The organism is Saccharolobus shibatae B12 (assembly GCF_019175345.1).
GTDB lineage: Archaea > Thermoproteota > Thermoprotei_A > Sulfolobales > Sulfolobaceae > Saccharolobus > Saccharolobus shibatae.
Map to the genome: position 1 here is coordinate 909,879 of NZ_CP077717.1, position 18,004 is coordinate 927,882.

19 protein-coding genes are annotated in these 18,004 nt (G+C 34.6%); 12 read left to right on the plus strand and 7 right to left on the minus strand.

Annotated elements, in window-relative coordinates:
* The first annotated feature begins 422 nt into the window (after nt 1-422).
* The 4 genes from J5U23_RS05055 (at nt 423) to J5U23_RS05070 (ending at nt 3,802) form a co-directional block, all read left to right on the plus strand.
* Complete coding sequence (locus J5U23_RS05055) at nt 423-1,235, plus strand: phosphorylase family protein (RefSeq protein ID WP_218267155.1); 813 nt, start codon at nt 423-425, stop codon at nt 1,233-1,235.
* Nucleotides 1,236-1,527: 292 nt separating this feature from the next.
* Nucleotides 1,528-2,595, plus strand: a complete 1,068-nt coding sequence (gene asd / locus J5U23_RS05060) for an aspartate-semialdehyde dehydrogenase (RefSeq protein ID WP_218267156.1) — start codon at nt 1,528-1,530, stop codon at nt 2,593-2,595.
* A gap of 32 nt (nt 2,596-2,627) precedes the next feature.
* On the plus strand, nt 2,628-3,425 hold the full coding sequence (locus tag J5U23_RS05065; RefSeq protein WP_218267157.1) for a hypothetical protein: 798 nt from the start codon (nt 2,628-2,630) through the stop codon (nt 3,423-3,425).
* A 32-nt stretch (nt 3,426-3,457) separates the two neighbouring features.
* On the plus strand, nt 3,458-3,802 hold the full coding sequence (locus tag J5U23_RS05070; protein ID WP_218259734.1) for a hypothetical protein: 345 nt from the start codon (nt 3,458-3,460) through the stop codon (nt 3,800-3,802).
* Here the strand turns inward: J5U23_RS05070 and J5U23_RS05075 are convergent.
* Nucleotides 3,795-7,031 carry a S53 family peptidase gene (locus J5U23_RS05075; protein WP_218267158.1) on the minus strand — a complete coding sequence of 1,079 codons (3,237 nt, stop codon included), beginning with the start codon at nt 7,029-7,031 and terminating at the stop codon, nt 3,795-3,797. The genes J5U23_RS05070 and J5U23_RS05075 overlap by 8 nt on opposite strands.
* 202 nt (nt 7,032-7,233) lie before the next feature.
* Here J5U23_RS05075 and J5U23_RS05080 point away from each other — a divergent pair, with 202 nt between their 5' ends.
* The 6 genes from J5U23_RS05080 (at nt 7,234) to J5U23_RS05100 (ending at nt 12,041) form a co-directional block, all read left to right on the plus strand.
* Nucleotides 7,234-8,472: an NADP-dependent isocitrate dehydrogenase gene (locus J5U23_RS05080; RefSeq protein WP_218267159.1), complete on the plus strand. Its 1,239-nt coding sequence runs from the start codon at nt 7,234-7,236 to the stop codon at nt 8,470-8,472.
* 450 nt (nt 8,473-8,922) lie between these two features.
* Complete coding sequence (locus J5U23_RS15690) at nt 8,923-9,231, plus strand: hypothetical protein (RefSeq protein WP_244988826.1); 309 nt, start codon at nt 8,923-8,925, stop codon at nt 9,229-9,231.
* Nucleotides 9,232-9,305: 74 nt separating this feature from the next.
* On the plus strand, nt 9,306-10,490 hold the full coding sequence (locus J5U23_RS05085; RefSeq protein ID WP_218267160.1) for a Cdc6/Cdc18 family protein: 1,185 nt from the start codon (nt 9,306-9,308) through the stop codon (nt 10,488-10,490).
* A complete protein-coding gene (locus J5U23_RS05090) occupies nt 10,471-10,791 on the plus strand; it encodes a hypothetical protein (protein ID WP_218267161.1) in 321 nt (106 codons plus the stop codon). Before J5U23_RS05085 ends, J5U23_RS05090 begins: the two co-directional genes overlap by 20 nt.
* Nucleotides 10,792-10,860: 69 nt before the next feature.
* On the plus strand, nt 10,861-11,694 hold the full coding sequence (locus J5U23_RS05095; RefSeq protein WP_218267162.1) for a mechanosensitive ion channel family protein: 834 nt from the start codon (nt 10,861-10,863) through the stop codon (nt 11,692-11,694).
* A gap of 47 nt (nt 11,695-11,741) precedes the next feature.
* The gene (locus J5U23_RS05100) at nt 11,742-12,041 is read left to right on the plus strand and encodes a 4a-hydroxytetrahydrobiopterin dehydratase (protein ID WP_218259740.1); all 300 of its coding nucleotides are present in this window, start codon (nt 11,742-11,744) and stop codon (nt 12,039-12,041) included.
* 69 nt (nt 12,042-12,110) lie between these two features.
* On the opposite strand, the gene J5U23_RS05105 is transcribed toward J5U23_RS05100, so the two are convergent.
* The 6 genes from J5U23_RS05105 to J5U23_RS05130 form a co-directional block, all read right to left on the minus strand.
* The gene (locus J5U23_RS05105) at nt 12,111-12,620 is read right to left on the minus strand and encodes a hypothetical protein (protein ID WP_218267163.1); all 510 of its coding nucleotides are present in this window, start codon (nt 12,618-12,620) and stop codon (nt 12,111-12,113) included.
* Entirely contained in the window at nt 12,617-13,330 is a 714-nt protein-coding gene (locus tag J5U23_RS05110; RefSeq protein WP_218267164.1) for a hypothetical protein, read from the minus strand. Before J5U23_RS05110 ends, J5U23_RS05105 begins: the two co-directional genes overlap by 4 nt.
* A gap of 33 nt (nt 13,331-13,363) precedes the next feature.
* On the minus strand, nt 13,364-14,191 hold the full coding sequence (locus J5U23_RS05115; protein ID WP_218267165.1) for a tetratricopeptide repeat protein: 828 nt from the start codon (nt 14,189-14,191) through the stop codon (nt 13,364-13,366).
* A 128-nt stretch (nt 14,192-14,319) separates the two neighbouring features.
* Nucleotides 14,320-15,150: a gamma-glutamylcyclotransferase gene (locus tag J5U23_RS05120; RefSeq protein ID WP_218261342.1), complete on the minus strand. Its 831-nt coding sequence runs from the start codon at nt 15,148-15,150 to the stop codon at nt 14,320-14,322.
* A gap of 2 nt (nt 15,151-15,152) precedes the next feature.
* Complete coding sequence (locus J5U23_RS05125; protein WP_218261556.1) at nt 15,153-15,404, minus strand: hypothetical protein; 252 nt, start codon at nt 15,402-15,404, stop codon at nt 15,153-15,155.
* 13 nt (nt 15,405-15,417) lie between these two features.
* On the minus strand, nt 15,418-15,792 hold the full coding sequence (locus J5U23_RS05130) for an NfeD family protein (protein ID WP_218259745.1): 375 nt from the start codon (nt 15,790-15,792) through the stop codon (nt 15,418-15,420).
* Nucleotides 15,793-15,827: 35 nt separating this feature from the next.
* Between J5U23_RS05130 and J5U23_RS05135 the strand changes: the two genes are divergently transcribed.
* Together J5U23_RS05135 and J5U23_RS05140 are read left to right on the plus strand one after the other, a co-directional pair.
* Nucleotides 15,828-17,156, plus strand: a complete 1,329-nt coding sequence (locus J5U23_RS05135) for a thermopsin family protease (RefSeq protein WP_218261343.1) — start codon at nt 15,828-15,830, stop codon at nt 17,154-17,156.
* 24 nt (nt 17,157-17,180) lie between these two features.
* The gene (locus J5U23_RS05140) at nt 17,181-17,984 is read left to right on the plus strand and encodes a slipin family protein (protein WP_218259747.1); all 804 of its coding nucleotides are present in this window, start codon (nt 17,181-17,183) and stop codon (nt 17,982-17,984) included.
* Nucleotides 17,985-18,004 lie beyond the last annotated feature (20 nt).

Below are 18,004 nucleotides of genomic sequence, written 5' to 3' on the forward strand. Positions count from 1 at the left end.
TAACTCTTGATCAATCTAAAAGGTTCTAGTAGATAACATCATAATATTATATTCAAAATTCAATGGTTAATACTTAATATGATATCTAAATAATTTTAAGAGAAAGTGATAGCTGAACAGCGACTGCTCTTAATCAGCACTAGGATTAAGCTCTCTACGTCTTCAAGTGATCTATTCATAAAGAATTAGTGCCGCCGCGGAGATCTGAACCCCGACAACCAGATCTCAAAAACGTTTCTGGATTATTTTTTAGAAACGTAAAACGTTCATGAAAGAAGAAGAAACTAATTTATAAAAAATATATTGATATAGTAATCAGTAGATAACGAAGCGTTTCTTATTGTTAAACTCCTCAGTTTAATCGATAAAAATTCAAAAATAATGGTAAATTTTATTAAATACTTAAAGCCTATATTTTGTTAATGGTTTATGGTGAAATATTTGAAAATAAAGAGCTCAGAAAGAAGGCTTTAAGAGAAGAAATAGGGATAGAAGAAGAGGAGGAAGTACCAGAGAGGATAGTTGTTACACCTTTACCTCTCATAACGCTATTTCCAAAGGACTTTGAAGAGAACCTTAAGAAACTCGGAATTTCGATTAGAAAACTGGAACCAAAAGACATGCTGCTTAAACCCTTTGGGGGAAACTTACTATTAGAGAAGGGTAAGAATAAGGGATTAATAGCCTTTATTGGTAGGGGGTTGATAGAGTTCACAGATAGGTTAAGACTATTAATAAGTTTAGAGAATATCAAAGACCTATTATTTACCGGGCTTGCTGGATCACTTTCTGAGGAAATTATAACGGGGGATATAAATATACCTAAATATCTTATCCCGTTTGAAAACGTGAGTTCCTTTTACGCAAACCCATCGGTAGCTACACCAAAAGCTGATGAAGACATTTGGAAAGAGGTTTACGATTATGCTACTAAGACAAAGGTTAAAGTACATTCTGGCCTTCACGCGACCGTTATGTTCTTCTATTCTGAGACCATAGAATTTCTAAATTATTTGAAAAATGTGGGTGTTTCTACAATAGACATGGAACTCAGTGCTTTTTACACAATCTCTAACCTTTACAATAAGAGGGCCGTAGGGGTTTTAAGGATTACTGATATGCCGCTCATAGAACACTATTTTTCAGAAATGTTCGCAGAGTTAGCTAAAAAGAAGAGAGAAGATTCTGTGGCATCGATCTTCGAAATTGTTTTAAAGTTCTTCAAAATGATTTAAGAAGGGCGATTCAAGGATACATTGCGAATTGTAATTTATGAGTGATATAAATATAAAAGTGTTAACACGATTAAGCATGTATTCCCTTTATAAACCGTTATTACCCAATTAAATTCGTCATAATTTTTGAAATATAGTGAATTTGCAATGGAAACTTGAATGGCCCCTACCGAAATATTTAATTGCTTTAGATTCACATTCATTTTATTATATAATTGGCTCCAAAATCCTATAACTTATACTTTTAAAATAAGCTTATATTCCAGTAACTCTATATTTTATATGAGTAAAAATGAGGAGAACACTTAAAGCAGCAATTTTAGGGTCAACAGGGTTAGTTGGAATAGAATACGTTAGAATGTTAGCGAGTCATCCATACATCAAAGTGGGATATCTGGCCGGAAAAGGTTCGGTAGGTAAACCGTATGAAGAAGTTGTAAGATGGCAAACTGTAGGTCAAGTTCCAAAGGAAATAGCTGACATGGAAGTAAAACCAACTGACCCAAAATTAATGGATGATGTGGATATTATATTTTCCCCCTTACCGCAAGGTGCTGCTGGCCCAGTAGAAGAGGAATTCGCAAAGCACGGGTTCCCAGTAATTAGTAATTCTCCAGACCATAGATTTGATCCTGACGTACCATTGTTGATACCTGAAATAAACCCCCACACGATATCACTTATTGATAAGCAAAGGGAAAGGCGCGATTGGAGGGGATTTATAGTTACTACACCATTATGTACTGCCCAAGGAGCTGCAATTCCATTAGCACCAATATACATGAACTTCAGAATAGATAGTAGCTTGATAACAACTATTCAATCGTTGTCTGGTGCTGGCTACCCTGGAATACCTTCGCTAGATGTTGTAGATAATGTATTACCTTTAGGTGACAACTACGATAATAAGACGGTTAAGGAGATTAGTAGGATTTTAAGTGAGACGAAAAGGATGGTGAATGACGATAATGATCTGTCATTAGGTGCAACAACTCATAGAATAGCAACAATTCATGGCCACTATGAGGTAATTTACGTCACTTTTAAAGAAGATGTTAGTGTAGAAAACATCATAGAGACCCTAGATTCGTTCAGAGGAGAACCGCAGAAATTAAAATTACCAACTGCCCCAGATAAACCAATCCTTTTAACTAATCAAGATGCGAGACCTCAAGTATATTTCGATAGGTGGGCAGGGGATCCACCTGGAATGAGTGTGGTAGTGGGAAGATTAAGCCAAATAAATAGGAGAACTATTAGGTTAGTATCAGTAATTCACAACACTGTAAGGGGGGCTGCTGGAGGAGGGATATTAGCAGCTGAACTCTTGGTCGAGAAAGGATATATTGATAAAAGGTAACTCTTTTTACTTATACTTTCTTATTCTACTCTATGAATTTTATTACATTTGCTGAGAAGTTAGGAATTGATCGGGAGGCCGCGATAAAAGTTTATAGACTATTTAATGGTGGTTACTTTGAAAGTTTATACTATTCAAAGCCTCCTATTCTTCATAAGCTTAGGGAATGGCCTAGAAAATATTTAAGTAAAAAACTTATATTAATAAGAAATATTCAATTAAACCAAGCATTTGAAGCCCTAATATGGTCAGATATAATAGCAATCTATGGGATGTCTTCGAAATTAATTGATAGACCAATCAAATATGATATTTTGGAGAAAAATGTGGAGTACGTATATGAAGAAATTAAAAAGTACTCTCTGTCCAATAATTTTACAGATTATCCCACGGCGTTGAGTTTAGATTTTGTTAAGGTAGATTTTTCGCCATTCATAAATGACTTAACTAATAAAAGAAGAGAGGAGATGAAAGCTAGTGATTCAGAAATAATTAATGATATTGCGTATGATAGCAAATTAATGGAAGAAATAAAGGTAAAATATCCTTGGGCTAAGAACGTCAAAAGAGAGAACGCTGTAAGGGCATTTCAGTTATCTGAAAGAGTAAATGAATTTGTAGACTATGTTATACCATATATATATTATTTAGCTGCGTCAAAAACACTTCATTTTGATTATACTCTCATAAGTAATACGATTTCAGAGACAATAAAAATAGTTGAAGAGGAAGGAAGTAAGGCAATAAAAGAACAAGAAGTAAGCAGTGAATACCAACGAAAAGTAAGAGAACTTTTCCAACTTATTATTACTACACTTAATTACTTTTAGGTTTATATACTATTTCGGCATAAAGATAATACGTGACAACAAGAGGAAAAGAACAACAGAAAAAGAGAAGATACAGTGAAAGTATCACTGCGTTCAAGAAAGAATTAAAAGCACTGAGCTTTGAGCCAATTTATGGAGAATCAATAAAGGATATCATAGCTAGATTAACGGTAAAAATAGAGGATATTGCAAACCAGTACAAATACTCAGTGGAATTTCCAGAAAAGGCTGAAATAGAGGCTGAAGGAGATGTCTACTATTTCATATATCCTATAACCTTAAAGACGAAGACAGGGAGGAAAAAGATCTATCTTCATGTTCAATATCTCATGTATGATCAAAATCAATGGGCCGGAATGATAACTGGAGTTAAATGAATTTCTTTCTTCTTACCCTTATTAGGATTAAAATGAAGATCGTTATAATATCTAATACAACACCTATAACCAAAATTGAATTATTGCCTAAACTTTGATACCTTGCTTTGGCGAAATTATTACCAATTGTTGTGATGTAGTTTACGTTACTACCTATAGTGCTATTTATATTTATTATTTGAGAATTAACTAAACTTACATTTAATGCCCTAGAATTGATTAAGGTAACCGAACCATTTTCAACTATTAGATTACGTATTATACTATTAACAAACGTGGCATTATGCCCAACTATTACAGCATTATCTATGAACTCATTGAAGGCTATAGTACCATTGAATACATGTACATAAACATATGGCAAGACAACGAATTGACCGGAAGGTGATATTGGATTTATGGATAAGGTATTAACGTTTAGTGTGGCAGGGAAACTCGTAGGAATCCCATCCGCTGATATCCCTTCCACGTAAACATACCAATAACCAGATATCCCATAAGTAGAATACCCTAAAGAGTTAGAAGAAGATCCGCTGGGGATTTGCAGTTGTCCAATCCAACTGCCGTTAAAGTATGTTAGAGGAACGCTATATTGCAGTTGTAAGTTATCAAACTGGCTAGCAAGATAAGAAGGAACAATAATCGCAGAAAATGAGCCATACTTGACTTCTGTACCGTTAGGATAAGTAATATTAGCTATTACGTAAATCCGTTGATTTTGGTATACGATACTAGTATTAGGTATTATTCTAACCTTAACATTAAGTGAGTAAGGGGACATGTAAATTTGAGTCACACCTATGCCTTCTGCAGTAAAGTTAGAAGCGTTGTAAATTGCCTTAGTTACAACATAATAATATCCCGGCTTCAATTTTGGTAAGGTAATTTGGGTTATATATATTAGTGTATTTTGATAAGTAACTGCATTTACGGGTATGGAGTAAACTTCATCACCGGATACGTTATAGAAACTTACCGTAACGTTGGGAGATCCTATTGCTAAAGCTTCAGCAAGTATGGTAACGTTTTGACCAGGAGAAACTACAACTGGATTTGTAAATATTGGGGGATACACTGCATCAAGAATATATATTCCGCTCACGAATTCATCAAAACCAAATACATTCGGTATTTTAATAAAGTAGACACCACTTATAGTTGTACTTGGTAACTGATATACCCCAGTAAGATAACCCAATTCTACTTGTATACCTAAAACGGAAAGGTTTATCACTGGAGTTCTTTGCAGTTGAACGCTTGAAACAATTGACATCTTGTTGTCTATCTGATCATATTTATATATTATAGCAGTAAGATTCGGAGGGTTCTTCACTAAAGAACCATTAGGATAAATGAGTTGAACTACTATAGGAACGGATTCAGGTTCTGGGAATAATGCAATTGGGGGAAAGATGAATTGAGCTTGATAACCAACAGTAACGTAAGTAGCACCATCTAAATTACCCGCTTTTACTATTACCTCTTGTATACCACTTCCACTTGCAACAAACTCACCAACCCAATAAGTTCCATTAAACGACAATGAGAACTGCTGAACAATAGAACTACCATTATAAACCATCCCAATTACACTTGAAGGTCTTATTCCAGTAATATTAGCAACTATTTTAACGACTTCCCCATCTAAATATGTAATATTATGAACTGCAACAGCGATAGTAGGGGAGTGCATTACTTTAGGTAATAATTGATATAAATAACCAGCATTTATTGACCCTAAACCAGTTACAGGGTTCAGCTCAGAGGAGTTAACATAATATGGCGTATTATATCCAAACCTTATAGGTATTAATGCACTTGTATTTCTTAGCTCATAAAGATAAGGATTTACAAATCCTAGTCTACCATAATCCTGTGTCATTAAGTCAATAATTCCGCTAACTATTGGCGTAGCTAGCGACGTACCTCCAACTAGGTAAGTTTGGTTATAGTAATATAAGATAAAAGCGCCAGTATACGGATTGGCATCAGCTACAACATCAGGAACTAATCTGAAACCACTACCGCCTTGATACCAGGGGGCTGGGAACAGTGTACTATATCCACCAGTAGAAGCCCCTAGAACACTTTCACCGCTCCACGCAGTCTCAATACTCTTATTTCCAGAGATGTAAACAGATGAACCACCTACTGCTAAAACGTAAGGCATTGAAGCTGGAAATATTACGGAACCTTGAGGAGCTAAGAAGTAATTATAACCATTTCCACCTCCATCACCAGACGCAGCCGTGAAAGTAATTCCCTCTACTTCGCCCAGCCAATATTCGTACATTAACGAGTTGACATATGAAAGAGGAATTAGCCCTAAATCTACGTAAAGTTCTGGAATACCAAAACTTTGTGATACGACATTTACCTCATTTTGTTGAACTATATATGCTATAATGGCAGGAAGAGGAATATTTGGATTAGCAACGTATAAAACAATTCCAGCATCGGGAGCTATAATATGTGCATACTCAACATCTAATGAGATCTCCATTGCCCAACCTGTTGTTATACCATCATTAGGATTATAAGCCCCTATGGGAACAACTTTAAAGAATGGAGGATTAGAAATATTGTACTGTTTATCAAATTCTTCTAATTGTTGCTGAATGTACGGATCACCGTAAAAGTCCAATACTCCTATAGCAGTGCCTTTTCCAGTTATATTATGGATATGTAACCAAGTAATGTTATAGGCATTAAGTAATTGACTAGGCGCTAAGGCGTTATATGCTACTGCTTGTGTAGTGTTGTAAAGCGTTGTGGGCTTATTTAGAATTAGTGAAGTAACGTTGGTTCCTATTACAACAGCGTTGGAAATAACTGGCGACCCCGAAAATTCATAGAATTTCTTTCCATTGAATTCATAAACATAGAATTTTCCATTTAGTACTTTTTCTAATTGGGAAACAGTTCCGCTAGCTAATATTACGTTCATATAACTTACTGCAGATATGTTTGATTGCCTTAACTGAGATAAGGTTTTTGATATTTCCTCAGACGGAATGAAAAGCTTCTCAACTTGGCTCTGATTTAATACCACATGTTCTTGAACGTACTGTTGTAAAAGGGGCAAATTATTAGGTGGAAAAATTATAGCTACAGTTAAGTAATAGTTTGGAGATAATGTGGAGATTTGTTGATTATTTACATTGGTTATAGTCAATGGTAGAACGATACCACTTAAGGCTAAAATTATTAAAAATATACTCCAGGTCATTAAAGTAAGATGGTTTCTGAGTGTATATAGTTTTTTCCAAACTGCAAAGGCTATTTAACTCCCCGGTTAAAAACCAAGAATGAGTTGGAAAACCTCACTTCATGGGAACCTTGAAACTGTTGGTGAAAGATCAGAATAAACTACCCTTTAATGCCGAAATGTCAGCAATGATTTTAAATTTCTATAGTAGAGTTAGACTTTGATGCAAAAGATACCAGAAGATGGAGAAGTAATTAAATTTGAAAATGGAAAATGGATTGTACCCAACAAGCCAATAATTCTGTACGTTGAAGGAGATGGAATAGGACCAGAAATAACACAAGCTGCCATGAAGGTCATAGACAAAGCGGTAGAAAAAGCTTATGGATCTAGTAGGGAAATTAAGTGGGTAGAAGCTCTAGCTGGAGACAAGGCGGAAAAACTAACTGGAAATAGATTTCCTAAAGAGACGGAGGAATTGATAGAGAAGTATAGGGTCTTGTTAAAGGGGCCCTTAGAAACGCCAATAGGCAAGGGATGGAAATCTATCAACGTTGCAATCAGATTAATGTTAGACCTTTACGCGAATATAAGACCAGTAAAATACATTCCAGGAATAGAGAGCCCCATTAAGAACGCAGATAAGATTGACATGATAATATTTAGGGAAAATACTGATGATTTATACAGAGGAATAGAGTATCCTTACGATAGTGAACAAGCTAAAAAAATTAGAGAGTTTCTCAAAAAAGAGCTAGGAGTAGATGTAGAAGACGATACTGGAATTGGTATAAAAGTTATCAGCAAGTTTAAGACACAAAGAATTGCAAGAATGGCCATAAAGTACGCTATAGACCATAAACGAAAGAAAGTTACGATAATGCATAAAGGTAACGTAATGAAATACACTGAAGGGGCATTTAGAGAATGGTCATATGAAGTCGCTACAAAAGAGTTCAGAGATTATGTTATTACTGAAGAAGAGATAACAAAGAACTATAATGGAGTACCTCCCTCTGGGAGAGTTATAATAAATGACAGGATAGCTGATAATATGTTCCAACAGATAATTATCAGGCCGGACGAATACGACATAATATTGGCTCCCAACGTAAATGGAGATTACATATCAGATGCAGCAGGAGCATTGGTAGGAAATATTGGAATGTTAGGTGGTGCAAATATAGGTGATACTGGAGGCATGTTTGAGGCGATACATGGTACAGCACCCAAATACGCTGGTAAGAACGTTGCCAATCCCACGGGAATAATAAAAGGTGGAGAATTAATGTTGAGATTTATGGGATGGGATAAAGCTGCTGACTTAATAGATTCTGCAATTATGGAGTCCATAAAGCAAAAGAAGGTTACACAAGATCTGGCCAGATTTATGGGTGTAAAGGCATTATCGACAACTGAATATACTGATGAACTAATATCGATAATCGATACATTATCTTAATTTTTACAGTAAATTTCCTCTGTTTCTACATCACTTTCATACCCTAATTTCTTTATTTGTCTCTCTGTGAATTTCCTCTGTTTCCAATGAAAATCATTTCCTTTTGCTTAATCTAAATTATACAAATATCTTTCTTTTTCTTTTCCTTGATCGCAATGATTCAGAGGAAATTAACAGTGTGTCTCTTTATAAATAGTACTACTATATGCAAACGTATTACTTGAGTTGCTTATAGGGTATGTCGAGTACAGAGAACGTCAGAAATTTACTGTATAACTGGGGAGTTAAATATCACTATTAACTAAAATTTTCCAGAAAATGACTACCTAAATGACGCTAATCGCTTCTATACGGTTATATTACCTCGCAATGAGAGCAAATTATTTTTAGATTCTATACTGTTAAGATTCTAACAGTTTTGAAAAGATTAATAAGTAACTTTTTTAACCTATGTATGTGGCCACGGTTATTAGGCGTACGTTTATAAAGTCTACCCTGGCAGTTTCTTTTTCAACATCGTATTTACTGTATCTTATTGCTAGGATCTCTTTCGGATCAGGTAAACTCGCATTTATCATAGCATTGCTACAATTATATCCTTATTTTTTAATCGAGTACTTGCCTACGTTACAAGTTGTTTCGTTGTTCTTCCAATCTATTTTATTGCTTCTTTTTGCTATTTTTATTTTATTGATTACTTACATGTTATTTTCATTCTATAAATTATACAAAATGGTTAAAACCTCGATTTTGAAGTAATATTGATATAACCTGTGCTCTAGATATTACCAATACGGTCATAGGAAACAGGTTTAACAGTAGAAACATTAGAAGTGTATGTGATAAGGGAAACACTGAAAGGTGGTAAGGGTGAAGTTATAAAAAACCCTAAGGTCTTTATCGATCCGTTATCTGTATTTAAGGAAATTCCGTTCAGAGAGGATATATTAAGGGATGCTGCAATAGCCATTAGGTATTTCGTTAAGAATGAGGTCAAGTTTTCGAACTTATTTCTTGGCTTAACCGGTACTGGGAAGACCTTCGTGAGTAAATACATATATAACGAGATTGAGGAGGTTAAGAATGAGGATGAGGAATATAAGGATGTAAAACAAGCATATGTTAATTGTAGAGAAGTCGGTGGAACACCACAGGCAGTATTATCATCCTTAGCAGGCAAATTGACTGGTTTTTCAGTCCCTAAGCATGGTATTAATCTAGGTGAGTACATTGATAAGATAAAAAATGGTACTAGGAACATAAAGGCCATAATATATCTTGACGAGGTTGACACACTGGTTAAGAGAAGAGGGGGAGATATAGTACTTTATCAACTGCTTAGGTCTGATGCTAATATATCAGTTATAATGATTAGTAATGACATAAATGTTCGTGACTATATGGAGCCTAGAGTTTTATCATCCTTAGGTCCTTCAGTTATCTTTAAACCATATGACGCAGAACAACTGAAATTTATCCTTTCAAAGTACGCAGAATATGGTTTAATAAAAGGTACCTATGATGATGATATACTAGGTTATATCGCAGCTATCTCTGCTAAAGAACATGGTGATGCAAGAAAGGCAGTCAATTTACTTTTTAGAGCAGCTCAGCTAGCTTCTGGTGGGGGCATGATTAAAAAAGAGCACGTAGATAAGGCGATCGTAGATTATGAACAAGAGAGGCTTATAGAGGCCGTAAAAGCCCTTCCTTTTCATTATAAATTGGCTTTAAGAAGTCTAATAGAGTCAGAAGACGTGATGTCTGCTCACAAAATGTATACTGATCTTTGTAATAAATTTAAACAAAAACCTTTGTCGTATAGAAGATTTTCAGACATAATATCAGAATTGGATATGTTTGGGATAGTTAAGATAAGGATAGTTAATAGGGGTAGAGCTGGTGGAGTCAAGAAGTACGCTTTAGTGGAAGATAAGGAGAAGGTGTTAAGGGCACTTAATGAGACTTTTGAAGATAGTATAAGTATTGGTGATTTTGATGATGTGGGAGAAAATTAAGAGGCTAGAAGAAAGATTGTATGAACTAAGAAAGGAAATTGAGGAAGTTGAAAAAGAATTAGAAGAATTACCAAACGGACATCTTGAGGTAAAGACGATTAACGGAAATGTCTACTATTACTTAAGGTATTGGGAGGATGGTAAACTAAGAAGCAAATACATTGGCAAATTTGCTAGTGATATTAAGGAAAAACTTTCAAGGGGAGAGGAATTAAGAAGAAGATTAACACAATTAAAAGAGGAAGAAAAGAAGTTATCCAATATTATTGACAAAATAGAAAAGATTATTACTGATTATTAAACATGTCCTTATATGTACGTTTTACTTTAAGATAGTCTTAAATAAACTATTCTCTATAGATATAGAATAGTGATAGCTGTGATAATAGTATCGGCTCAAACATCGGTTTCCCAAGCGTTATCTGGGATAGCGACTAGTATTATTGACGCAATACCTTCTATAATAGTGTTTGTAATAATACTATTAATAGGTTATATAATAGCTAATATAGTATCGTATTCCATTAGGGCATTCTTAGGTAGGATTTTTAGAGAAGAACACGTTAGAGCTAGCGTTGACATAATAGCAGGTACAGTGAAGGCGTTAATCATATTAATTGCACTGTCAATAGCTCTTTCTTTTCTACAACTAGGAGCAGCTTCTGGATATGTTCAACAGATAGCTAATTATTTGCCTAAGTTAGCTGGGGCTATAGTACTCCTTACCATAGGCTTAACTCTAGTTAATATTTTAGTTGATTACATGCAGAGGCAAATAGGAGCTAAATCTCAAGATGACTTAATAACTGCCATATTTAACGTTCTGAGGTTTGGTCTATATGCCGCAATCATAACTGTTGCTGCAGCCTTAGCAATTTTTAGTGTTATACCCTATGTTGATCCTTATGTCTTTTATGCAGTAATATTAGGTGCAGTAATATTATACGCAGCATATGCCCTGATTGATAAAGTGCTAGTTCCCTTTGCGAACTCTAATCCAGACCTAGCCTATGTGGCAAATTATGGCAGATTAATATTGTATATAATTATACTACTAATTGCAATAGCCATAATAGTTGAACCCTTCGGAAACGTTACATCAATAATATACGCTTTATCATGGGGTCTAGCGATAGCTTTTGCGATAGCATTAATTCCTCTAGTTATAGCTTTAGTAAAGAAATTCTTAGCAGAAATTAAGTGATTCTTTATAACAAGCTATTTTTTAACTCTCATTTACTTATATTTTTTATGGTTGGGATTTCGTCGAAAGAACTAGAGGAACTTAAAAGTAACGGCTGGTTAATATTAGAGGATGAAAAGAAGATTAAGAAGGAATTCAAGTTTAAGGATTTTAAGCAATCAATAGATTTCTTGAAAGATATACAACCATCAGCCGATGCTTTAGATCATCACCCTGATGTTTGTGTCTATTATAATAAAGTAATAGTGGAGTTAACAACCCATGATGTGGGAGGATTAACAGATCTTGACTATAAATTAGCTATAAAAATTGATGAACTTTACAAAATGAAAACTAGCAATTTATAATACGAATTGACATGTTAAATGACAATAGCGTTTTTGTGCATTGGTCCATTAACCATACTTATCAAGATTTCAAGAAGTTAGAAAGAACTCAATACGTTCTCTTCCGCCAACCTTAACTCCTTTATTTACTTTGATTTTTAGGAAGTTTTCTAACATACTGATCTGCCCTTTCATTTTAACGTTTAGTATTTTTCCAGGAAATCTCCATATTACTTCATATGGATACTCCGTAACCTCCTCCTCATAGAAGTTTTCATAAACGTTTAATCCTTTCCTTACTTTTCCCCTAAATGTTATTATAAACTCAATAACGGGATGGGTTATATCTAAAAGGAAAATGTCTGTACTAACTACTTTAGCTCTTGTTAATCTATCGTTTATTATTATCTTTTCCTCATCTAAAAAACTCTGCATGTTTCGCTTAACTACCTCTATTTCTTTATTCACCATTTCTCTTGTTAGACTTGCGTAATAATTTTCAGGGTCATAATAATAGAAAAAAGTGTATTGTGTTACGTTACCTAACTTATCCATAACGAAATTTCCTAAGCTGAATATCGGAGTTACTTTTTCGCTCATCTTTTCCTCCTTTTCCGTCCTGTCTCTGCTTGCAAATAGGGCTGTAAAACTTCTTTTAGTGCTGGACATTCATTTAACTTTCGTTTTAACTCAGTTAGGAAACAGCATAGAGCTCCTAATCTCTCCATACTTGTAAACTTTATCGAGTTCTGTGGTCTTTCAGTTGATATTGTTAAGAATTTGGCTTGTCCAGATAATGCCTTTAAGTAGAGTCTTCCCGTAGAAGCTAATTCCGTAGTTGTCCATTTTCCCTCAGTGGATTCTGGTAATTTTATTTCATTCCAAGAAACGTTATTGCACTCAGTTTGACATTCAAATTCCTCATCTGTACTAATTAAGTCTACAACCTCTGCCTCTGCAATCTGTGCTGTAGGTGACAAGAAGTTTGATGTAGCAGTTTTCAATTCCTCTTTTTGATATGCACAACATGCCAGAGTTTGTAATTCATCTACCATTTCAAAATCTCTTAGATTTATGTTATTTGTCCCTCTTACAGTGGATATTGTGAGTAATGTAAGTGAATTAGGAAGCATGAGTACTTCAAATTTGAAATAATTTGAATCAGCTATTCTTATAATATAGGTTTTGTTTTCTTCATTAGCTAACTTTCTAAAACTTTCGAATTTCTCTCGAAGGAGATTTGACTCACAGTTAGGTACAAGAAATGAGAAACCTCTTATTTCCCTTATTGACTTCGTTGAACACTTCATCGTGTATATTATACACTATTAAGGTATTTAACTTTAAGAGCTATCCAGCTCGTTAGCTTTTCGAATATCAGCATAGGCTTCATCTTCCCTTCCTAATTTCATTAGAGATTTAGCTCTCCTTACGTATGCACTTCTATATAATGGATTGATATTGATTGTTTTAGAGTACATATCCACTGCTTCTTGTAATAATCCCCTACTTTCCTTTAATTCTCCTAAACTAAAGTATACTTCTGCATAGTATGGGTTTAGATTAATTGCCATTTCCAAATCACTTTCTGCTTCCTTATAGTTTCCTAATCCTCTTTGAGCCAAAGCCCTATAAAAGTACAATTCAGCGTCAGTAGGATATTTCTCAATTGCAAAACTTAAGTCAATTATTGCATCATTATATCTACCTAATTTAAGTTCCGAGATCCCCCTTATCTTATATACTAAAGGATCCTCATCTTCTATAGTCTTAATCTCATCTAGGGCTTTTTCGTAATTTTCCAATTTTAAATAAATCAGTCCTCTTAGTTTACTAGACTCCTTCGAATTATCATCTAAATATGTTAGTGCATCTCTATAAAGTCCTTGAGCTATGAGTACTTTTGCCATTCCAATTTTATCTTCGGCCTTCTGAAAATTCTCGTAAGCCTCTTGTAGTTTCCCTAATTCAAAGAGTATTTTCCCTTTTAGGGAGTAAGCTTCCTTTAGATTTGGATCCTGTGTGATTAACTCATCTAATAATTTTAATGCGTAATTTAAGTTCCTGTTTTTATATTGGGTATAAGCTTCTTTTAGGCTCATACTCTCACTTAATATATCAATTAATCTTTTTGGTAAAATAAGCATTTTATACGATCTTGCACACTTCATTACGGTTAACCAGTTACAAACAATCATGTAATAAGACAAAGGTTTGGTACGTTCTTAACTTAAGATTGAATTTACTCTTAGGCTACAGTCTGAAAGTAATCATCAGAACCGAGTTCGTTCTTCATCAGTCAAGATACGCCAGGCTCATCATATAATCCAGTGCTTACACACTCATTTCCCCATCCTCTCATTAGCCCTTCTCTAATTATTTTTAGGTACTCTTCGCTTGGTTTCTCTCTATCCTCTTTGTGGCTAGAGACGTAGGCATATGCAAAATACTCCTTCCCATTTCTATCGTAAACTTTCACAACTTCTCTAATATACTTTATTAGGTGTTGTTCAGCTTTATCTAAGGAGTTTAAAGTATGAAGAAATACCTTTTGCAAATATCCACATATTACGCCGTTTTCGTCTTCTATTAGGTTTGCGCAATAACCGTATTTGCAAGGTATGTTAAATATCAGCCTATAGCCTTTCATATAGGCTGGAATTTCACTTAACATTATGTCAACTCCACGCTGACGTAAAATCTTCTCATTAGTATTTTCAGCATATGCAAAATAGTTCACAATTATGGGCATTCCGCTCCACGCTGAGTAATCACCGTCTTCTATTTTCTCCATATCGTTAGCTATTTCTCTGTTGTATCTGTAAAAATATACATTATCTAAGTAATATTTTCTTTTCTGATCAAAATATACCCTAGTTTTTTCTCTTACATATAAGTCATCTGCGGATCCTTTATAATCCTCTACCTCATCAAGTAATTTAATTAGATTTTCATCTATCTCATAAACTTCTCCCCAAACTATACCATCACCTTTAATTACACCTGGGTAATTTCCTAAATCGTACATTTCATAACCTTCTATATAACCTAAGCCTATAAACCTTGATTTAGCTACTAGATGATTTAGCTCGAAACCATATCTTAAACTTCCATATACGAATAGGTACATAACTATTCACCTAAAAATGACTCTAACCAAAGTTCAACTTCATCTATGTTTAAAACTTTTATGGGATTATCGTTTTCCATAAGCGTTGTAGAATCGTAGTATGCTAATCCATTTCTTATCTTAAACTTTATAACATAGTATCGTTGGTTTGGCATCTCTCCTTCCCCTCCTGCTTCTTCTATCGTTGGGGGGTAAAATATTGCTAGCAATTCTTCTCCGTTTTCCCTAACGTCAAAACCTCTTCTAGTAAGCATATCTATCAATTTTTTATACTCTACTGGTTTCAATGTCACTCACCTTCTTTCTTACCATTAGTTTCATTCCCTCTCTTTTCACAACTACTATATCTTCGTTTTTCTTTATATCCTCTAGAGCTAAGGCTCGCCAATACTCACCCTCTACTATTACATACCCTTCTTGTCCAGATTTTATATCGTCAACTGCTTTTCCAATTTTTCCCTCATAGGAGTATAAGTTTCTTCCTCTAGTTTTTATAACAACGTTAATAACCCGATATGTTAAGAAACCTAGTAGGGCTAACGTAGGAATATCTATTATAGGGTCAGAGATGTAACCAGTAACGACTAAAATTGCGATTAAAACTGCGATAATTATCAAGGTGATTGCTACTGGGTGTGCCACAGATTTTTTATTAGCTTAATTGGTATATATTTGTGATGTATAAGGTTCTGCTCATAATAATTCTATTGTTGCCATTATCAATGCCCTTGACAATACATACCATTTCACAACCCTCTTCTCTGGCTTTTCCTTCTGGAGTAACCAGTTATCCTTTGAATACAGTGATCTATACAGATTTTGTTATGGGTAGGATCAATATTTCATATTTAAATATAGGTAGCTCATACTTACCGGGAGGAGAATATTTCACTACGGGGAACGCATCTCTTCAATTAAACGCTATGGTATTGGGAAAGTATTGGGCACAAAATGTAATCCTATTTCATCAAATATCAAATAATACCTTTTATGCTACACTGATAGTAAATCTTTGGAATCTTTCCGGCCCCTTTAGTAATACCACAGGAAATTCGATAGTATATCAAGGCCTTGGTGTAATTTGTTATCAAGGTCCAACGTTCAAGGTAAACTTACCCCTTTCCATAAGTCTATTTATGGAAATAGTTAATTCTACATTAGACTTTGGATATGATATAAATGGGGAAAGAGGGATTTACTTCAGATATCCCCTAATAGGCTTATTCCAGTTAGGCGGTCTTTCATTACTAGGGTTGCCAAATGATCTAGAGTTAGTTTGGGGAGGACCAGGTGGTGGTAGTGTGGTTTTTATGAACGTGAGTAGCATAGCCAATTTGTATTATTTCAATGGCAATAGTTTAAGTATTGTACCCAATGCTTACTCTATTGGATTTGATACTGCAGAGGCGGCATTTGGGGTTAAGATATACTCCACTTTTCCTAGTGTATTCTCGCCTATGGCAATTGAGACAAGTGGGCTTAACGTTCCTTCAGTATTATGGCCAATCCCTCCCCACGTTTTGGTTAATCAGACTAGTGATAGAATAACTGTGAAATTGTCAATAAGTAATAAGTCATTGTCTGGGCAAGCGGTTTATTTAGAAACTGGATTTCCTCCTTCAGTAGTATCTTCTGCACTAACAAACTCCTCTGGAATTGCGGTATTTCCTAATAATAATTACTCGTTTTACGTAGTTTATTTTCCGGGCAACTTTACGCTATCTTCGGCATATTATTTTTCCTCACCAATCCTTAATTCGCTTTCTAGCAAGTTTCATTCATACTACCAAGATTTATTGAATTTCCTTAACTCTGCCCAAAATTCCTTTAAGAAGGGTATAAAGTCTATATTGTCAAAGCAGGAGACTTCCATAACTACTACCACGTTAACTTCCACTACTTCAAGCCCTCCCCAATTTGGTGTCAACTTGTATATTATACTTTACATCTTAGCTTTTGTAATAGGTATGGTTATTTCAGCAATATTAATAAGGTTCAAATTATAGTTATATATTTGGAGGTAGTAAGATTTGGCAATTAATGTAGGAGACATAGTAGGCATAGTATTTCTAATCATTATAATAATTATATTTATTGCCATGTCATTTAGAGTAGTCAGAGAATGGGAGAGAGCTGTTGTATTGAGATTAGGGAGATTTTTGAGAGTAAAAGGCCCTGGAATCATATTCCTTATACCATTTGTTGATAGACCATTGATAGTAGATCTAAGAGTAAATACTGTTGAGGTTCCACCTCAAACTATCTTAACTAGAGATAACGTTACTGTAAGTGTAGACGCAGTAGTGTATTATAAAGTGGTTGACCCACAAAAAGCAGTATTAAGCGTTTACAACTATAATGTAGCAGTACTAAATTTAGCTCAGACATCATTGAGGGATATTGTTGGACAAATGGAATTAGATGAGCTATTAAGTAAAAGGGAAGAGATCAATAAGAGGATACAAGAAATTTTAGATGTTACGACTGAAGGGTGGGGAATTAAAGTCACTGCTGTAACTATAAGAGATATTAGATTATCTCAAGATTTGCTATCTGCTATGGCGAAGCAAGCTGAGGCAGAGAGATTAAGAAGAGCAAAGGTAATACTAAGTGAAGGTGAAAGGCAAGCTGCAAGTATTTTAGCTGATGCATCTGCTTATTACAAGGATAATCCATCAGCATTACAGTTGAGGTTTTTGGAAACATTATCAGACATTTCACAAAGAGGAGGTTTAATAATAGTAGTTCCTGCAGGAAATGAAATATACCCTACTCTAGGTACTAGTGCTGCTTTATCAACTCTTTCAAAAAAGTTACAAACTGAAACCAAATAGTCAGCTGGACTAGGAGTCTT